Raw genomic sequence first — 19,249 nt, forward strand, 5'->3', positions numbered from 1 at the left:
GAAAGCGACCGCGAAAAAGTGTCGGACAAATATCTAGTAAATAAACTATTAAATTCGATTTAAATAAATTGGACTGGTTATTTGTGTCGGGATTGGTCCTTTAGGAAAGTCCAATGGATATTTATAATTTATGAAGTTAACAATTCATTACGTTTCATTTCAGTCATACATTTTTATTGAGTGTATTTGGAGGGACAAGCAATGTGGTTTGCATACGCAGTAGGGGCTGCTTTTTTCTTTGGCTTACGAGGCATTCTTTACCAATGGACTTCTCAACGAACAATTAATCGAGATCTAATGTTTATTGGTGTATATATCTCTAGTGCAATTTTAGTTTTAATCATAAACTTATTTGTTAATCAAATATGGAGTAACGAAGTTTGGTTTGGTGTTTTAATGGGCGTCTTCTCTTTTTTGGCCAACACATTTCTGTATAAGGGATATGCTGTGGGGAGGGCTTCAGTCATTGCATTTTTTTCTGGATTGACGCCTGTAATTGTTGTCCTTTTAGCTGCATTACTTTGGGCAGAAAAGCTGAGTCCCGTGCAATTGGTTGGATTCTGTATCATAATCCTTTCTCTGCTCATCATCAGATATAAAAGAGATCTACAGGAAGGTACGTATCAAGGCTGGCAGTTTGGTTTATTGGCGATCATTTTTTATAGCTTTACGGACTTATCATCAAAACAAGCTTTACTAAATGGTGTTTCTATCCTACCACTCCTAACATTGATGTTTGCAACAAGCAGTATATTATTTTCTGGAGCTTTCCTAATTAATTTTAGTGGACAAAGACCTTTTTCAATTCAAGTAGGAATTAATAAACAAAGAGAAATTGTGAACCGTTGGACCCTTTCTAAAACCTTATGCTTAGGAATAGGAGTTGGTCTTGTAAATGTTTTAGCCATGGTACTTAAACTTGCTGCTTTTAATAATGGGGTTACCGGGGTTGTTTCTGCAATTATCGCCTTGAGTGTTGTTGTAGTATTGCTATATGCTCGTTTCTATCTGAAAGAATCAATGAGTAGAACGGAAATGTGCGGTGTAATCATAGCTATAATCGGAATCATAGTTGTAAAATGGATGTGAAAATTTAAAGGAAGTAAAACGTACCGTTGGACTCCTCCTGAACGATGATGAGCGTCAGCCAGCTTTTCCATGAATAAAATGAGGAATACCAGGAAATCAAAAAATGCCTGCGGCTTCGCAGGCATTCGTCATGAAAAATCAATGGTCACTACTATGTTCGTATCTGTCGTAAATAGATTAGGTATCCTTCTCTTGCTTGCGTTGTACCCCGATCAGGTCAAGGAAGAAAACAAACAACGGAATACCTACAATCAAGCCCCACACCCCAATCAGATGCTCAGAGAAGATCAATACAACAAAGGTAAAGAAGATCGGTAAATTAGTTTTGGATGACATCAGCTTCGGGTTCAGGAAATAGGCTTCAATCGCATGAATAACTACGATTAGAATAACCAAGTAAATCACATAATTGATTCCCCCGACGCTAAAAGCAATCAGACCGAGCGGGATCAGGGAAATGAATACACCCGCCACTGGCACCAACCCCAACAAGAATATAATGAGCGCGAGACCAAGCAGATTGGGAAAACCCATAATCCAAAGAGCCGTCGTCGTCAATATACAGTTGATGAGTGAAATCAATAATTGGGCTTCCAGCACCTTCCCGAATGTACCCAGAAACATGCGTCCAAAATGGCCTACTTCCTTGAAGAACCAACCCAGCTTACTATCCACAAATGTAGCTGTAAAGCGTGTAATATAGGATTTTTCCATCAGGAAGAACAAGCTCAAAATAATTGATACCAGCAGTTGTGTTCCCAGTTGGCTAATTTTCATTACCGCATTCCAGCCAGGCTCAAATAACCGCTGAACATTGAGCGTGTCCATAAATTCAATAATCGTTTCGTTCCATTGGTTACGATCAGGATACATGTAGGCTTGCTGAATCATGAGATATACCTGCTTGACCTGTACGCTGATTAGCGGCACCATTCGGTAAACTCCCCACACGATAATCAGAATCAGCAACCCGTATACCAGTAGCAGCACGATCATAGGCGGTACATTGGCGAACCGCTTGATCAGCTTATTCACACCGTTATATATGCTGCCAATCAAAATCGTAAGCAGCAGTGTTAACAAAATAATATTCATCATGCTTCTTAACATGAAGAGCAGTAAAACGATTATCGCAAGGACGGCTGCCCGCCTGACGCCCGCATGATTCATCCAGTTTCTTACCATTCGTCTTTATTCCCTCTCTCCCACTTGACTGTCACCCTTGCAATCTTCCTTGGCATCAACTTTCTCTCTTTAACAACTTACTGTTAGCAATCAATAGAGAACCTACCATGACTAGGATAGCAATGGACCACCAGAATGTATTTTTAGCATCATCATGGTCCACAATAATGAGCCTGATGACGGCCGTAATCCCAATATAGATGAAATAACGTAATGGAAAATGAAAATTGGTTTTAAAGTACTTAACGATTAATGCAATGAATTCAAAATACAAAAAGAATACAAGCAGTTCTTCCGTGAATTCATAGTAATTTTTGTCGTCTTCTGTAGACAAGAACACATATGAAAATATGGCCCATGTTTCTTTTAGAAGTAAGAAGCTTAAAATCAGCCCGACCAGAAACAGCGAGATATTCAAGATCATTTGCAGAAAACCAGGTAACTTTTCAATATACTTCATTAATGCATTCAATACAGATCCCCTCACTGGTTGTACAGGTTCTTTTATTTATATTATCGGTGCAATACGTGAAAAATGCTACATTACTTTTGCGGTTACCTTAATGAAAGTTTATATTGGCCCCGGCAATGTAACCAATGGAGATAAAGATCAGTGTCCATACCAGAGAACCGGCGCTGGCCACCAGCATATATTTTCGTACAGGCATCGCGCTAATCCCCGACAAATAGCTTGTCGCATGTCTGACTCCTGGAATAAAATAGCCGAACAAAATGGTCCACAATCCAAAGCGCGCAAACCACCCTTTTACCTTTGCAAACCGCTTTGGTGTCAGTCCCACCCACTTGCCGTGCTTATCTACCAGCGGCTGACCCAGCTTTTTGCCTAACGTGTAGCTGATCATCATCCCTGTCATCGCCCCAATGAAACTGACTAATATAGACACGGAATAATTCAGTACCATGATAGAGGATAGGTAGCCGACAAACACCATAATAATTTCATCAGGAACGGGTAGCCCTATAATTCCAAGGGCAAGCAGTGCAAAAATAGCAATATATCCGTATTGTGTAATCATGCTGATGGCCCATTCCATAGAGGCGCCACCTCCTGACCGATTATTTTTTGAAGGACGGGAAGGGAATACGGCTAACCATCAGGAACGACAGCACCACCATGAGTGCCAGCAACAACCCCGGCTTCAAATGCTCACTCCATAAAAACATAAAGGACAAAACCACACCCGCAGCTGTAATGGGCATGCCCACAAAGCCTTTGCTAAAAGCCATCAGGTTGAATCTCGCCAACCTTACCGCACCGCATATCACAAACAACACGGCTACAAGCGGTCCTATCCAGTGGGTATCCCCCAGCTTGTACTGCAAGATTAGAAAAGCAGGAGCAACACCAAATGAGACCACATCCGCCAGTGAATCAAGTTGCTTGCCAAAATCACTGGAGCAATGCAGCAGCCTTGCCAGCAAACCGTCCAGTACATCCCATAAAGCAGCCACTACCACGAGGGTAAAGGCGGTCATATATTGCTCATGAATCGTGAAGTACAGGGATAACACCCCTGCCCCCAGGTTTGCAAGCGTGCAAAGTGAGGGCAACCAATTCCATTTCATACTTTTTAACTCCTTTGCCATAGCCTAGCCTCCGAATATAACGACAAAACGGACGCCGTCCTTGGTATTCTCCGCCATATAGCGGAATTCGTGTAAATCCAGAATTCGTTTAACGATCGATAGCCCGAGTCCTGTCCCACCTGTCTGGCGGCTGCGGGAGAGCTCGGCCCGGTAAAAACGATTCCATATCAGCTCCAACTGATCGTCTGGGATGGTCTCCCCCTTATTTTCAATGGAAAACGTATTGACTTCCCCAGAGCCTTCGATACGAATCGTGATCGAGCTTCCTTCCTCGGCATGCCGTATGGCGTTGACAACAAAGTTGATAATCACCTGTTCCATCCATCCTATATCGGCATGAATCGGCAGCTCATTGGCAGGAATAATGACCACTTCCAGCTGCTTCTCCTTCAACAGATGGAATAGCTTATCCACAACCTCCTCCACCAGCTCGCTCAAAATAAAGGTCGTTTTGCGAAGCTTGAGGGTTCCAGATTCCAATTTGGCAAGGTCCAGCATATCCTTGACCAATCGCTCCATTTTGTCCGCTTCCTCTACAATGACTTTCATATAATGGTCCTGCTTCCCGGCGCTGACTCCATCTTGCAGTCCTTCTGCAAACCCTTTGATAATACTTAGCGGGGTTTTCAGCTCATGAGAAGCATTGGCAAAAAAGTCTTGTTGTACAGCCTCCATTCTCTGCTTCTGTTCCATGTCCTCGACCAATTGCTGATTGGCCTCCTGAAGCTCACGCAAAGCTGTGTCCAGGTTCTGGGACAGGGTATACATGCTGTAGGACAGGCTACCCAGCTCATCATTCTGCCGGATTGGCGTATGGGCTGTAAAATCGAGCTTGGCCATCCGCTTGGCGGTATTATTCAAAGTAATAAGCGGGCGGGTTACCATTCGGGAATAGAACAGGGACAAAATCAGAATAAGTGCAAATCCGCCGATCCCCAGATACAGATAAAACCAGCGTAGAGCCTCATTCGTCTCACTGATTTCCTGCAACGATGTCACAGTGAACAAAAGGTCGATCTCGCCTGTGCTCTGACGAACAGGATGGACGATAACGGCATTTCGTACCCCTGTCCAAGGTTCCGTCCACTCTTCCTCCAAGACCTCGAAATTTTTAAGTTTCTCCAGATGATCCTGGGATAAAGGAAACCATTCCTCCAGCGCACTATACAGCAGACCTTGGCGCTGACTCCATGTTTTCAGATCCGGCAGCACAATCTCTGTCACCGTACCGGACAGTCTTACACTGTCATCTGTGCTTGTCTCATCTGAAATTGATCCTATATTTTTGAAACCAAGCTTCTGTATGCCTGATGGATAAATTAAATAGGCAGAGGAGATGCCGTCAGTTCCCAACACCTCACCTTCAACGGTCACCGTGTCACCAGGCTGAATCCGGGCAGCTCTCAGTTCATCTCCGTATTCGCTCATAAACAGAGACAACGATATTTTAACGATTTTACCATCTGCTTTTCTGAGATTGATATGAAACGCATCATCCAGCTTTACTTTGCCGTCCAGCGTTACAATCGCCAGCTGGTTTTTATTCTGGAGCATAAAACGAGCTGCCTCACGCGAAACCCTTCCCGATCCCCAAGCCTCCTGGACATAACTTTGACCGAAGCTTTGCAAACGGCTTTCCACACGCCCAATCTTCTGTTTCTGATAAAAATTTTCAAAAAACAGCAATTGACTTAAAATCACCATTCCGTAAAAACACAGGAAAAACACAACCGTCATAATGAACAACTTAAAGGTAACTCCCCGTTTGTTCATTCTTCCTCCTCGAACCTGTAGCCTGTACCAAAAACCGTGCGGATATGGCGTGATTCACGGCCCAGCTTACTTCTCAGCTTTTTGATATGCGTATCAACAACTCGTGTGTCCCCTTCAAAGTCGATACCCCACACCCGGTTCAGTATCGCCTCTCGTGAAACAACTATGCCTTTGTTATGTATAAGCAGCCGCAGCAGCTCATACTCCTTGGGCGTCAGCTCAACTTCCGCCTGATCCACTTCAAGCCGATGAGCCATCGTGTTGAGCATAGCACTGCCGAACCGCAAAATATGCGACTCGGGCTGCACATGTCCCTCTACCCGTTTCATCAGCGCGTTCGCGCGGGCAATCAGCACCTTGGGGCTGAAAGGCTTGGTCACGTAGTCATCTGCCCCCAGCTCAAAGCCCAATATTTTATCATCATCACCGGATTTGGCCGTCAGCAAAATAATCGGTACACCTGAATGGCTGCGTACCTGACGGCATACTTCCCAACCATCCAGCTCAGGCATCATAATATCGAGTATAATGAGTTCCGGCTGCACCGAATCAAACCAGAGGAGTGCATCTTTTCCATTGCCTGCTTCATAGACTTCCCAATTATTTTGTTTAAAATAATCCGCAATCACTTCACGAATACGTATTTCATCCTCCACGAGAAGAACTCTTTTATTCAAATCGACTTCCCTCTTTCGGTCATTCTAGGACAACAGCATATCAAAGAGATGTGTACTTTATGTGTTCTCGCCACTTCTTATTTACGGAAACTTCTCATCCGCAAATTTCACCTTGGATAAGGGCAAATTTGTCTTCGCTCAGACCATCTCTTCCCCTACGATCCTACCCTATAATAAGTAGAGATACAAAAAGATTGAACAGGAGGGGTACACATGAGCAATCAAACCATTCAGTGGTTTTCCACTTCCAAAGCTAATGCTTGGCAATCCCAAGCTCATCATTTGACCCAAACCCAAGAGAGTGCCAACCTAACCTTTACAGGAGAAACATATCAGCTTGTAGAAGGCTTTGGCGGCTGTTTTAATGAATTGGGTTATGTGGCCCTGAATCATTTGGACAGCGAAGAGCGGGATCAGGTGCTTCATGCTCTCTTTCACCCGGAGGGCGAGCACAAATTCACGATATGCCGACTTCCTATTGGAGCGAGTGACTACGCGCTGGAATGGTACAGCCATAATGAAACGGACGGCGACATAGAGATGAAGCACTTTTCCATTGAGCGCGATCAGCAATATCTCATTCCTTTTATTCGGGAAGCGTTACAACTCAATCCAGACTTGAAGCTGTTCGCCTCACCCTGGAGTCCGCCGACATGGATGAAATCACCGAAAGCCTACAATTACGGAACGCTGCGCTGGGAAAAGGATATCTTGAAAGCGTATGCATTGTACTTTGTCAAATTTGTTCAGGCATACCGCGAGGCAGGCATTACGATTCATCAGGTTCATGTTCAAAATGAAGTCATTGCTGATCAGAAATTCCCTTCCTGCGTATGGACCGGAGAACAACTACGTGAATTTATTCGCGACTATTTGGGGCCTGCTTTTGAAGAACACGGACTGGATACGGAAATTTGGCTGGGTACTATTAACGCCCCCGATCCGTGGGAGGAATTAATGAAGAAAACTTCAACTGGCTTCGATGAGTATGCCCATACCGTATTGAGTGACCCCGAGGCCTATAAATATATTAAAGGTGTAGGCTATCAGTGGGCAGGTAAAAATGCCATTCAGCGTACCGTAGCCAGCTATCCTGAGCTTCGTTATATGCAGACCGAAAATGAATGCGGAAACGGAGAAAACTCATGGGACTACGCCAAATATGTATATAATCTGTACCAACACTACTTCACCAATGGCGTGAATGCTTATATTTACTGGAATATGGTTTTGGAACCGCGAGGCAAGAGCACATGGGGCTGGGAGCAAAATTCGATGATCACCGTTGATCCAGCAGATCGAAAACCTATGCTGAACCCGGAATATTACGTTATGAAGCACTTTTCTCATTTTGTATTGCCAGGGGCCAGACGCATTGGAATTCAAGGTTCATGGGCTGGAAATGCGGTTGCTTTTCAAAATACAGACGGACAAAGGGCTTTGGTCATCGCCAACCCGTTCAAGGAATCTCGCGTGCTGAATCTGTCTGTCGGAGAAATAACACACCGTTTGGGGCTGGAGCCGGAGTCCTTTAACACCATCGTTATTCCTTCTTAAACGTCGTAGATTTCTGGAAGCTTCCAGCCTGGCACACATCATCAGATTGTGATTTCAGTCTATTCGTATCCCATCGTATGCATAGTTTCCAAAATGGATGTATCTCCTTTTGCGTACTGTAGTTATACATAGTATACTTGGAATAACTACGGACAGGAGGTCGATGAACATCACAACTGTAAAAGACCGGATTGATTTGAAGCTGATTAATTGTGATAAGGAATTGACTCTCGCGGTCATCGGTGGCAAATGGAAGCTGATTATTTTGTGGCATCTTGGTATGGAAGGCACCAAGCGGTTCGGTGAATTGAAGAAGCTGATCCCCCACATTACGCAAAAAATGCTGACCAACCAATTGCGCGAGCTGGAAGAAGATCAACTCATTCTGCGTAAAGTCTATCCTGTCGTCCCTCCACATGTGGAATATTCACTAACGGAGCATGGCGAAAGCCTGATTCCGGTACTGCGAGCGATGTACGATTGGGGATCTAACTATCGCGAGAACGTGATCTGGAAAGAGGAAAAAGAAGAAGCAATTCAGGATGTAACACCCGTGTGATTCAGCTAAACAAGCATTTTGCATAATGCAGATATATATTTCTCGTAAAGACGACCCTGGGGTGACCTGGGGTTGTTTTATGTAATATACAGACCATCGTCAAGATAATGAAAGAGACGGATACAAGTATCCGTTTCCATTGCCATTAAAATCCATTTTCCGCTACATATTCTTGTTTTACGCTTATATTCATGATTTACATTACATCCGCTGTGACGTATGATTCTTCCATCCCTATTACAATGATCCCGAGAAGGAGGCCTTTCCAGTATGAGCCTGACGCTTGCCCAGCCCTCAACGCTGCAAACGACGCAATTATGCATTGGTTCCATAGCAATTATCCAATACGACCATCGTCAATTTCCTGATTCTGAACAGTATCAACACCATTGCTGCGGCTTGCTTACTATATCGTGTAACGGCGCTCAAGGCCTGGCGGAATATAAGCTGCCTGAAATTAAAGGCACCTTTGATCTCGTCCGCTGGGCTTCCGTATTTACTTTGCTCAAAGGTCTCTCCTTGACCGAGGCTGAACAATATATTAAGCACCACGCTGATCACTGGGGACCTGTTAAAACAGAGCTGGCACTATCTGCCCTATCCGATCTGACTGCCCATGCGAATTCGTACATTCTCTCCCCAACAGCGACCATCCTCCCCCCTCGGATTAGTCGTTCATATCTTATCGAGCATGGACTGGTCTACTATTCATTCTAGATATCGTCCACCACTCCCATTAAGCAATCCACTCTCCAGTTTACGTAAAAAAGCCTGAGACTGCTTACCACAGGCTCAGGCTGCACAACTTCTATTAACCATGTTGGATTATGCTTGCAGCTTCCCTGCGCGAATGTCGTCTGTCATTCCAGCGTAAGGCGCTTGGGAGATTAATTGTTCGTTGTTCACACCTGCATTTTCGATGAACGTAATATCCGCAAATTCAGGAACCACATACTTCGGATAGGTTTCATACTTTTCACGCGATTCTTCCATCAGCGGAATAAAATCGTTTTGGTAGCGTACCGTGATTTCTGGATGCTCATGAACCCATTTAGGGAAGAAAATAATGCCATGCATCCGTTTTTCCTCAGGCATAAAGTTCAGGGAAACGTCTGTCCCTGTCGGTTCGGTCCACGATACTTTATACACATTCTCTACCAGCTTCACCAGATTGACCTTCTGATCACGTACCCAGCGTCCGCCTACCATACCACTATGAATGCGATAATCAATCGTATCCTCATTTTTAATATGTATTTCGTACTCCCAACCATTCTCATAGGTGTAAATCATGTGACTGCCGATAAACTTGTCCATCTTGCATCCTTCTTTCCTTATTATGAGTTTATGAATTGAACAAGACACCAAAATAATAAACAATCATTCAAACATGTAAATATAAACATGTTTTAAGATACATATAAATTGTAGCGCTGTGATATACTATTGTCAAATACCCCATTGCGAGGAGAGCTACGTTGAAACGCACATTAAAATATGCCATTTTGGGTCTGGTTCACAAAGAGGAAATGAGCGGCTACGATATTACGAGCCAATTCAAGCAGGAAATTGGACAATTTTGGAGTGCTAAGCACAGTCAGATTTATCCCGAGCTCAAAAGACTGACCGAAGAGGGACTCATTGAATATCGCACCTCCATTACAGGAGCCAAGCTGGAAAAGAAGCTGTACTGTATTACCCCCAAAGGGACCCAAGAGCTGACCGAATGGCTGCTAAGCGCCAAAGAGTTACCGGAAACAGAAAAGGATGAGTTTATGCTCATGCTGTATTTCTCAGCAGCCATCCCCAAGGAAGAAAGTAAGCGCTTGTTCGAGGATCAGATTGCCAAACGTGAAGAAAAGCTGGAATACCTGTACGAAAGTAAAAATTCTCTCCAGCGGCTGGACGAGAACTTTCAAGTACCCGGCTCTAGTCAATTCGGTCATTATTTGGTGCTGAGCCGTGCCATTAATCGGGAAGAAAGCTATATTACGTGGCTGAAAGAAACACTGTCTCTGTTTAAATAGACTAAAAAACCTTCAATTCCACTTAGGTTCGTGGTATTGAAGGTTTTTCTATAACAGATACAAACGAAATTCCTTTTAGTCTGCCGTCGTAATCGAAGAGCCGTAATCTTCAATATGAATATCTGTGCTGAACCGTACAGGAATGGTGCTAAAAGTGGTATCCCAATCCTTTTTGACCTTATGCCAAACTTTAGGATGTTGAATCCTCAAGGCTTCTCCGAAACCTCCGACATCAACCTTCAGCTTTTGCATCTTAGCTACGGTTTGTTCAGCTAATGAATTCACTTTCTCCTGAAAGAGACTCTCTTCCTGTCCAAGCACATTGTTGTTGCGCAAATCTTCATTCTTTATATGCACCTCCGAAACACGTCCCTCTGAGGTCATTTTTACCTGAAAGAAAATGTCGTCCCCCTGGACGATGGCCTTGATCTTGCTTTTACCCGCTTTGATCTCATATGCTATGTTTTTACCGCTTTTCGGATCGCGGCTTTTCAGCACGCCTCCCTTCAGCTCGCCTTTGATCCACATAAGACCCTCAACCTCTGACTCATTCAGATAACCACCGTATGTTTGCGTCTTTCCCTTGATGATTCCCGCACCTGCGAGCTTGATTTCATTCTCCGCCGTAATGACATTAGGTAATATAAAGCTTCTTCCCCCCTTCATGGGTCCGATCACTTTAACCAAGGCCATAGGCTTTATCAACCGTGCGTTCCGTTTCCGGTTTTGGAAAATATCCTTTAAAATATAGGCAGGAATCTGACCAGGGATTTTCTCCTGGAGTGTATTTCCCGCCTTTTCTGTACTAATCAGCAGCAGTACACTCGGCCGAATGTCATTATCCCCCAAGAAAAAGTCCAGCAGCTCATACAACGGAATCTTGCGAAGCAGACTGGAGCTGATAATAACCGTTTTCAAATGTTGCCCAATGGGAGGTCGATTGGTCCGCAATGAAATTTCTCTTATCATTTCAAAAACGGAATCGCCTGTTTCCGTAACATTAAAAAATTTCTTTGCTTGTGGAGAGGAGGTGTTGGAGCCGCCGCTTTCCTCTGGAATGACAAATTGAAAGGTTCCTGTAATTAACTCCTTTTTTGGATAATCTCCCCCTTCCTGATTAATTTCCTTTTCTTGCGAGGATTCTTCCGCTACATCTAAAGCAATGCCTGTCTCCAGATTTAGATCCTCTACTGGGGAGCTGCTCCAGCAACCTGAAAGTGTGCTGCATATCAGGAAAACCATCAATCCGAGTAATCCTGACTGGACTCTTTTCATGACCCCACCCCTCTCCAGCGAGAAATAAGCAGCAGGGGCAGTGGAAGTAGCACGAATAAAGCGAACGCTACATTTCCGATAACCGTTCCAAAAGAAAATAGCTCATTCAGGTTTTTCGGTATTTGGGATAAGAGGTAGATAAACGGAAGCAAAATGAACAACATCTTGGAATAAGAGCTATTCAAAATTTGAGATACTCCGAGCGAAGCACAATAAAAAGCAATACTGAATGTGGCAAAAATCTGCATGATCCAAATGGTCAGCAATAAGGACTCGAACCGTTCCAACAACAGATACTCCACTTCAAAGCTGCGGGCCAAATCTAAAAATGGCCAGGTTCTGCTCAACACCCCTTCCATTGAAAAGGCGCCAATGCACAGGATCAACGTAGCTGTATAAAAAACGACCGCGATCCCAATCGCCAATCCGATTGCCTTGGTTGCTTTCTCCGGTTTTTCCATCCGACAAAGAATAAACAGCAAGGACTCTGTCCCCGTTAATGTCAGGATTGTAGTCTTGAGCGTTCTAAGCACTGGCATTCCCCCCTCCGACAAGACAGGACGCAAGTTATTCAATTCAAAAATATTTAAACTCAGCAAGCAAATCAGCAAAAAGATAGCCGCCGAAACCGGAAATATCAGTTGACATATCTTTCCTAATGAACCCACTCCCCCCATGCATAGGTACAGAGAGAGCCACATAAAAGGTGCTGAAATCGCCCACGCCGGAGTGCCTTCAAGCAGAAAGAACGACGTGACTTCCTCCACAGATCGAATTTCAAATGCGGCTATACAAACAAAATAAATAACAATCAGCATACCAATCCCTTTGCCAATGAATTTGCCTGTTATTTGCTGAACATACTGGTAAAAGGTATTTTCTGGTAATCGTGAGCTTAGTTTGACTATAACCCATCCGAACAGAAAAGTGCCCACCCCTGCTAAAATGACAGATATCCACGCATCCGGTGTTTTTGCAGCTTCAGTTGCTACTCTTGGAAGGGTAAGCAACCCGGCAGCCAGCATAAAGCAAACCACAATTGCCGTTGTCTGTAACGTTGTAATCTTATCCGCTTTTTTCCCACGGGCCATCTTGCTCCCTCCTGTGTTGAGCTCATCCTTGTCGCTTAGGGTCTTTATGCTTCAAAAGAATGGGTCTGTTTTTCATAAATTGCAACGGTGCTCGTACGAAGTAATCTTTCCAGTCTTTGAACGAACGGGGAGTCGTTAGACTAAGAAACGGAACACCAAAGCTGTGTAATTTAACCATATGAATACTCAGCATCAGAAAAAACATGATCACGCCATACAAGCCGAAGATGGACGCCGTGAACATGGCACCGAAACGAAGAACACGCATGGATATGCCAGCGCTGTATACAGGGGCGGAAAAGGAAGAAATCGCTGTGACTGCCACCACAATGACGAGGATCGGGCTTACAATCCCGGCGTCAACAGCCGCCTGTCCAATAATCAAACCGCCGACGATACCCATCGCTGGACCGATGGGTTTGGGGAGCCGAAGTCCTGCCTCGCGTAAAATTTCAATGGAAATTTCCATAATCAGGGCCTCAATCAACGTCGAAAACGGCACTCCCTGTCTAGCACTGATAATGGAAATGACCAGCTTGGTTGGAATCAGTCCGGGATGAAACGAGATAAAGGAGATATAGAGCGCTGGAGCAAATAACGATATGAAAGTTGCCATAAACCGAAGAAATCGAATAAGCGACCCCGGTAGCCATCGCTCATAATAATCTTCGGGAGACTGGAGCATCATCCCATACGTTACAGGCATAAGAAGCGCAAAAGGTGTACCGTCCAGCAGAATCGCGACACGTCCCTCCAGCAATGCAGCCATGACCCGATCCGGTCTCTCCGTATTTTGAATTTGCAGAAATGGGCTAAGAAAATTATCCTCAATAAGCTGCTCTACATAGCCCGACTCCAGTACCTCATCCATATCAATGGTTTGGACCCGCCGCTTCACCTCATCTACAAGCTCCGGGTCGGCAATATCTCTGAAATACACTACCATCAGCTGTTTTTCCACTCTTTTGCCGACTTTGAAGGACGACATGGCCAGTTCTGTACTTTCTCCATGCCTGCGCAGCATCGCTGTATTGTCGCTGAGGGTCTCTGTAAAACCGACACGCGGTCCCCGCAGCACCGATTCCGATATAGGATCTTCCACCCCTCGTGTATTTCCTTTGGGTGTACCCAGCACAAAAGCACCCGGTATGCCCTGAATCACGAGTATGACTGAACCAAACAGCACCTTTTGCAAGGAGAACTGCACCTCTAACGTATACTCCGTCTCCGATACCAGCATGACCTGGTGAACAATCATATCCCGAAGCTCTTTTCCTCGCGGAAGCTCTCCCCTCTCTTGCCCGGAGCTGCCCCAATCCATTAGCGGCTTTAAAATATTCTGATCCATGCCAACCTTGTCCGTTAATCCATCCACAAAAAAAAGTGTGCTTACAGCGTTCAGATTTTCCAGAAAAATCGAGCGTTCGTTTACGTCTGCCATGTCTGCAACTGCTTGTCTGATTTTTGCTATATTGGCTTCATAATCTTCGGTAAAGGTCCCCTTTTCCTTCTCTGCCTCACTGACAGATGGATTATGATCTGCCTGCTCCGAACGATCTTCTTCTTCCATAAGCTTTAATCGTTCCATACGTCTGCTCTCTCGACCATCCAACGCTTTAAGTTGTCGTACTGTCAGAAAAATAATCAAAGGTATGATGAACAAAAAGAAGGCTTCCACCCACACATTCCATTTGGGCGCATGAGTTCCGATGACCTGCCACACGCTGTTCACTCCTTCACTTCCATAGGATTTGTATATAGATTTACCTGGATTAGAAAAAAGATGCATGAAGGATTGAGGCAGATGGAACAAATTTCTTTGCTCATAAAAGGAATAAAAAGGTGAATTTGATAGATGAGCTGTATTGCAAAAATGGAAATCCATGATAATATCTATTCATTCTATGACTAATGTCACAAATTTGTTGAATTCGTGGTCCATTATTCGAATCTAAAGGAGTTGTAGGTATGAAGAATCATTTTTGGAAGAAAGCCGCCGTATTGAGTCTGTTGGCGGTCATTTTGTTAGGAGGAACAGCGATTAGCCCCAAACAGGCACACGCAGGTTATGAGCCTTATATGGGGGAAATTACGATGTACCCATACACGTTCGCTCCTAAGGGCTGGCTAAAATGCGAAGGCCAGCTGTTGCCCATTGCTCAGTATTCAGCATTATACAGTCTGCTGGGCACTAATTTTGGCGGTGATGGAGTGCGTACATTTGCATTGCCTGACTTGCGTGGAGCTTCCCCGTTGCCGAATGTAAACTACTACATCGCAATCGAAGGGGATTACCCGTCCCGCCCATAATATGAACACGCTCAAGTGGTGTGCTATTTAATAAAGAAGAGGTGATAGCGTGCTCGAAGGAAATAACTTCACACGCAACAAGTTAAAACCCTACCGTGTGCTGATTCCACTGCTGCCATTTATCAGCGGTGCGGCTTTGCTCATAGGGACGAATGAAACCAATGCTGCCGGCTGGGAAAATGTAGTGTTTAACAAACCAGCCACATCAAGTGGCTATAGCCAGCCCTATGACCCCAGCAGAGCTGTCGACGGGTCAATTGAACCGACAAGCCGCTGGTATCAAGCGAGTGACGGTGAAAAGTGGATTCAGGTAGATTTGAGAGACTGGTATATCGTGGATCGATACGTTGTTACAGGTATGGGTGTCTTTAATGGGTGGCAAGATCAGCGTGACCCGTATAGTTTCCGACTGCAGACGAGCAGCAACGGAATTAATTGGGCGACTGTGGATACTGTGCAGAATAATGTGAGTTCTAATTTTCAAAAGAGCATTACTCCTGTAACCGCAAGATATTTGCGATTATATATTGATCAAGGAAATGCCAGAAACAATCAATGGGCTTCCATCATGGAATTCGCTGCTTATGGGGAGCAATTACCCGTTCCACAAGCTCCGGGTCATTTTACAGGTACTAAAAATGGAAATACCGTGGAGTTAAGCTGGGATGCCGTTCCTTATGCAGCCTCATACAAAGTCATGCGAGATAGCGTAACGCTCTATACAGGCAGCTTAACCCAATTCATAGACACTTCAGCATTGCCGCCAGGTGAAGCAGTTTACACGGTTCAGGCCGTGAATGCTAAAGGGGAGAGCACTCCTTCAGAGGTCAAAGTGACCATACTTACCGATGCCGAGAGAGTTGCACAGGCAAAAGCCGCCCTTACTTTAGGCTTCTCTCCTGGAGATACAGTGGATTCGGTATCCCAAAAGCTGACACTGCCACTCACTGGGTTAAATGATACGACGGTGAGCTGGAGTTCGGATACCCCTGACGTCATTACGAACGAAGGCGCTGTAATACGTCCGCGATACGATTTGGGTGACCAAAAAGTAAAACTGACAGCAACGATTGCGAAAGGAACCGCCTCGGATACCCAAACTTTCGAAGTTACCGTTTCGAAGATGACTGCTCAAGATACATTGAATCAAGCAGCAGATACTCTATCGCTTGGCGATTTGTCTGCGGTACAAGAAAATGTATCTCTCCCTCTCTCCGGTTATGGTGGAGTGCAGATTGAATGGTCCTCGTCTAAACCTCTTGTCATTGCAGCAGATGGAACACTTACCAGACCTTCCTATAGTAGTGGAGATACGGACGTTACCCTAACGGCTACCCTGCAACTTGCAGGCTTAACGAAAACAAAGGATTTTACTGCACACGTACTCCGTCTGCCGATGAGCGACACTGAAGCCGTGGACGCAGCATACAGAGCACTGGAACTACCGCTAACGACAGTAACCGGAGACGTATATTTGGCAAAGGATGCGCTGAATGGTGTTCAGGTGTCATGGTCGTCGAGTCAACCTGAGTTCCTGGATCATACTGGACATGTAACATTCCCAACCTATGTACAGGGCGATCAGACCATCACGCTGGAGGCGGTTGTGTCAAGAGGTGGGGTTGAGCTTCGAAAAACCTTCAGTCTGCTCGTACCTGCATTGCCCGTAAGCGCTGATGAAGCAGTGAATTTGGCGGCAAATACACTGAATCTGGATTACCCGCAAGGGATTAAGGATTCCATCGCCCTGCCTCGTACAGGGGCATTTGATACCCAGATCGACTGGTCCTCGGATCAACCGGATATCCTCAGTGATAGTGGTCAGGTAAATCGGCCTAAATATACAGACGGTGATATGAATGTACAGTTAATTGCTATGATTTCTAAAGGCATAGCTTCTGTCCAAAGAACATTCACGATCACCGTGCTGAAAGCATTGCCGAATACACCTTATGTACGACTGAACGGCAATAATCCAATTGTTTTGGAAACCGGCGACAGCTTCACGGATCCGGGAGCCAGTGTATTGGACAGTGTATACGGCAATATCCTGGTCCCCGATCTTTCAGGGATCGGCAATGTCGATACGAATGTACCTGGTGTATACGTATTGAACTATGCTTATAGCGACAATGGAAGTTGGACCGCAGAACCGGCAGAACGCCGTATAAACGTCTTGCCCCGTGCTGTTGTAGCCGCAGCAGGCGACGAGGATATCGCCTCTGTAATCGTCACAGGCGCTTTACCGAGCGCACGGCTTGAGCTGTATAATGCCCAGCAGGAGCTTATAGCGGAAGGAATCGCTTCGAGTGAGGGAAAATATACATTTACACCTGTACCCGAAGGAGCCAGCTTCTATGTGCTGCAGAACGTAAATGGCATGAAGGGCGCTCCCTCAGGGCTAGTGTATCCGCAAGGATTAACCGCGCAGCGTGTCGCGGATTCCATCACAAGCATACCTGCCCCTACAACAAGTGATACACTGCTTAGGTTGCCTGCCGTACCTAATGGCTTCCGTGTGACCATCAGCAGCAGTAGTCAGCCAGACATTGTGCGTACAGACGGAACTATTGTTCAAGCAGACACCCCTTCCGTTGTCACTGTCATGCTGAATGTCATGAAGGTAAGTGATGGTTCTCATGCTTTGACGCAGGCCATAGAAGTCATCGTCCCTGCCAAAGTAAGTGTTGACACAGGCAAGTCTAATAAAGATAAAAATGAGGATCAGGATCTGTCTGCTGGCATACAACAGATAGGATTTTTAGAGCAAGGGAAAACAGTCTCCCTCTTTGTTCCTCCTGCGGCATTCCTGGATGAACAGATCCAACAAGCACTTCGTGAAGGCAAGGCATACGCTGACATTCGTTTGGAGCAGGAAAAGCAAATGAGTCGTGTTCTCCTCACTCATTCTGTACTAAATAAATGGGATCAGCTCGGAGCTTCAGTGATATCCCAATATGGGACGCTGATGGTATCCAGTGACACACTAACCAGCATGGCCGCCTCAGGTCAGCAGGACGTCACCATGTCATTCCAGCAGGCAGATCAGCAATTTCGCGATTGGGCCGAGCAGCAACCCAACCTGAAGCTGATAGGACCGGCTGTAGAAATTAAAGCTAACGTGACAGGGAATTCGTCCATCGTTCTGCCGCTGGATAGCGTATCCTCAAGTGAATTGCAAAATGTTGAACCTCAATTCTCCATTCTTGTGATGTATGAAAATGGTGAACGTGAGATTCTAAAAGGTACTGCTGTGGTGAATTCACAAGGGATTTTGTCGGGTGTGAGTCTGAATACGTCTCGATTAGGTACCTTTGCCGCTGCCATCTCTACGAACGCGTCTCAGGTAGATCAGACCCGTGTACAAAATGACCCACTCCATTCGTCAGATTCACAAGAACCAGCTCAGGTATGGCCGGACCTACAAGGTCACTGGGCAGCGAAGTCCTTACAATCTCTTGCAGCCAAAGGCTGGATGCAGGGCTATAAAGACGGCAACATGCGCCCTGAGCGTGCGGTGAGCCGTGCAGAATTTGTAGCCACATTGATCAGGGCTTTAGGAACTACTGGAGACGAGAGCCTGTCTACCTCATTTACAGATATGAAGGGGCACTGGGCTGGATCGGCCGTGGATGCCGCTTACCGTCAGGGATGGATTCAAGGGCTAACTGCTCAGACGTTCGGACCTAATGAGAGCCTTACCCGTGAACAGGCGATGGTGATCCTGTCACACGCGATGCAGAATCAGACATCCGTTTCCAGCCCTACTGGACTGCAATCCTATAAGGATGATCAGCAGATTGCTTCCTGGGCTTCCACAGCATTCGAGAAAGCCATAGGCTCGGGTTGGATTAGCGGGTATCCTGATGGAACGCTCAAACCGAAAGCCGCCATTAGCAGAGGCGAGATGGCTGAACTGCTGGTACGAATTTTCAAATAAATCTGCCGAAGACATATAATCTAATAGACTACACACTAAAGCGCGGTCCCAGGCATTTGGGAACCGCGCTTTTGTTATCAATATTTTATTAAGCTTTGCTTGTGTATTCACCCTTTTCACTTCAATAAATATATTATGAATATCTGTAAAACGGGGCG

Annotated in this window: 17 protein-coding genes; 7 read left to right on the forward strand and 10 right to left on the reverse strand. The window is 45.3% G+C overall.

Features of this window, described 5'->3' with window-relative positions; translation table 11 throughout:
* Positions 1-201 precede the first annotated feature (201 nt).
* Complete coding sequence (locus G7035_RS05115) at positions 202-1,089, forward strand: EamA family transporter (protein ID WP_019686085.1); 888 nt, start codon at positions 202-204, stop codon at positions 1,087-1,089.
* A 177-nt stretch (positions 1,090-1,266) separates the two neighbouring features.
* Here G7035_RS05115 and G7035_RS05120 read toward each other — a convergent pair whose 3' ends face one another.
* The 6 genes from G7035_RS05120 to G7035_RS05145 all read right to left on the reverse strand — a co-directional run bounded on the left by G7035_RS05120 (position 1,267) and on the right by G7035_RS05145 (position 6,332).
* Positions 1,267-2,274 (reverse strand): AI-2E family transporter, encoded by a 1,008-nt coding sequence (locus G7035_RS05120; RefSeq protein ID WP_013369319.1) that lies wholly within the window; start codon positions 2,272-2,274, stop codon positions 1,267-1,269.
* 55 nt (positions 2,275-2,329) lie between these two features.
* Positions 2,330-2,746, reverse strand: coding sequence for a phosphate-starvation-inducible protein PsiE (psiE, locus tag G7035_RS05125; protein WP_016819410.1), 417 nt, complete (start codon positions 2,744-2,746; stop codon positions 2,330-2,332).
* Between the two features lie 88 nt (positions 2,747-2,834).
* On the reverse strand, positions 2,835-3,329 hold the full coding sequence (locus G7035_RS05130; RefSeq protein WP_016819411.1) for a DedA family protein: 495 nt from the start codon (positions 3,327-3,329) through the stop codon (positions 2,835-2,837).
* A gap of 22 nt (positions 3,330-3,351) precedes the next feature.
* The gene (pssA, locus tag G7035_RS05135; RefSeq protein ID WP_025363970.1) at positions 3,352-3,861 is read right to left on the reverse strand and encodes a CDP-diacylglycerol--serine O-phosphatidyltransferase; all 510 of its coding nucleotides are present in this window, start codon (positions 3,859-3,861) and stop codon (positions 3,352-3,354) included.
* 24 nt (positions 3,862-3,885) lie between these two features.
* Positions 3,886-5,655 (reverse strand): sensor histidine kinase, encoded by a 1,770-nt coding sequence (locus G7035_RS05140; protein ID WP_017425751.1) that lies wholly within the window; start codon positions 5,653-5,655, stop codon positions 3,886-3,888.
* A complete protein-coding gene (locus G7035_RS05145) occupies positions 5,652-6,332 on the reverse strand; it encodes a response regulator transcription factor (RefSeq protein ID WP_016819414.1) in 681 nt (226 codons plus the stop codon). Before G7035_RS05145 ends, G7035_RS05140 begins: the two co-directional genes overlap by 4 nt.
* A gap of 213 nt (positions 6,333-6,545) precedes the next feature.
* On the opposite strand from G7035_RS05145, the gene G7035_RS05150 reads away from it, so the two are divergent.
* From G7035_RS05150 to G7035_RS05160, 3 genes are all read left to right on the forward strand, one after another.
* Positions 6,546-7,889, forward strand: a complete 1,344-nt coding sequence (locus G7035_RS05150; protein ID WP_017425752.1) for a glycoside hydrolase family 30 protein — start codon at positions 6,546-6,548, stop codon at positions 7,887-7,889.
* A gap of 163 nt (positions 7,890-8,052) precedes the next feature.
* The gene (locus G7035_RS05155; protein ID WP_016819416.1) at positions 8,053-8,448 is read left to right on the forward strand and encodes a winged helix-turn-helix transcriptional regulator; all 396 of its coding nucleotides are present in this window, start codon (positions 8,053-8,055) and stop codon (positions 8,446-8,448) included.
* A 270-nt stretch (positions 8,449-8,718) separates the two neighbouring features.
* Positions 8,719-9,165, forward strand: a complete 447-nt coding sequence (locus tag G7035_RS05160; protein WP_017425753.1) for a hypothetical protein — start codon at positions 8,719-8,721, stop codon at positions 9,163-9,165.
* 108 nt (positions 9,166-9,273) lie between these two features.
* Here G7035_RS05160 and G7035_RS05165 read toward each other — a convergent pair whose 3' ends face one another.
* Positions 9,274-9,765: a phenolic acid decarboxylase gene (locus tag G7035_RS05165; RefSeq protein ID WP_019686084.1), complete on the reverse strand. Its 492-nt coding sequence runs from the start codon at positions 9,763-9,765 to the stop codon at positions 9,274-9,276.
* Between the two features lie 161 nt (positions 9,766-9,926).
* Between G7035_RS05165 and G7035_RS05170 the strand changes: the two genes are divergently transcribed.
* Positions 9,927-10,475 carry a PadR family transcriptional regulator gene (locus G7035_RS05170; RefSeq protein ID WP_016819419.1) on the forward strand — a complete coding sequence of 183 codons (549 nt, stop codon included), beginning with the start codon at positions 9,927-9,929 and terminating at the stop codon, positions 10,473-10,475.
* Positions 10,476-10,550: 75 nt separating this feature from the next.
* Here G7035_RS05170 and G7035_RS05175 read toward each other — a convergent pair whose 3' ends face one another.
* The 3 genes from G7035_RS05175 to G7035_RS05185 are packed head-to-tail and all read right to left on the reverse strand — an operon-like array spanning position 10,551 to position 14,564.
* The gene (locus G7035_RS05175) at positions 10,551-11,750 is read right to left on the reverse strand and encodes a Ger(x)C family spore germination protein (protein WP_017425754.1); all 1,200 of its coding nucleotides are present in this window, start codon (positions 11,748-11,750) and stop codon (positions 10,551-10,553) included.
* The gene (locus G7035_RS05180) at positions 11,747-12,841 is read right to left on the reverse strand and encodes a GerAB/ArcD/ProY family transporter (protein ID WP_196478892.1); all 1,095 of its coding nucleotides are present in this window, start codon (positions 12,839-12,841) and stop codon (positions 11,747-11,749) included. The genes G7035_RS05175 and G7035_RS05180 overlap by 4 nt, the downstream gene beginning before the upstream one ends.
* A 22-nt stretch (positions 12,842-12,863) precedes the next feature.
* Positions 12,864-14,564, reverse strand: coding sequence for a spore germination protein (locus tag G7035_RS05185; RefSeq protein WP_019686083.1), 1,701 nt, complete (start codon positions 14,562-14,564; stop codon positions 12,864-12,866).
* 245 nt (positions 14,565-14,809) lie between these two features.
* On the opposite strand from G7035_RS05185, the gene G7035_RS05190 reads away from it, so the two are divergent.
* Both G7035_RS05190 and G7035_RS05195 read left to right on the forward strand, forming a co-directional pair.
* Positions 14,810-15,151 carry a phage tail protein gene (locus G7035_RS05190; protein WP_016819423.1) on the forward strand — a complete coding sequence of 114 codons (342 nt, stop codon included), beginning with the start codon at positions 14,810-14,812 and terminating at the stop codon, positions 15,149-15,151.
* A gap of 49 nt (positions 15,152-15,200) precedes the next feature.
* Positions 15,201-19,091 carry an immunoglobulin-like domain-containing protein gene (locus G7035_RS05195; RefSeq protein WP_019686082.1) on the forward strand — a complete coding sequence of 1,297 codons (3,891 nt, stop codon included), beginning with the start codon at positions 15,201-15,203 and terminating at the stop codon, positions 19,089-19,091.
* The last annotated feature ends 158 nt before the right edge of the window (positions 19,092-19,249 follow it).

It is taken from the genome of Paenibacillus polymyxa (assembly GCF_015710975.1).
Taxonomy (GTDB): domain Bacteria; phylum Bacillota; class Bacilli; order Paenibacillales; family Paenibacillaceae; genus Paenibacillus; species Paenibacillus polymyxa.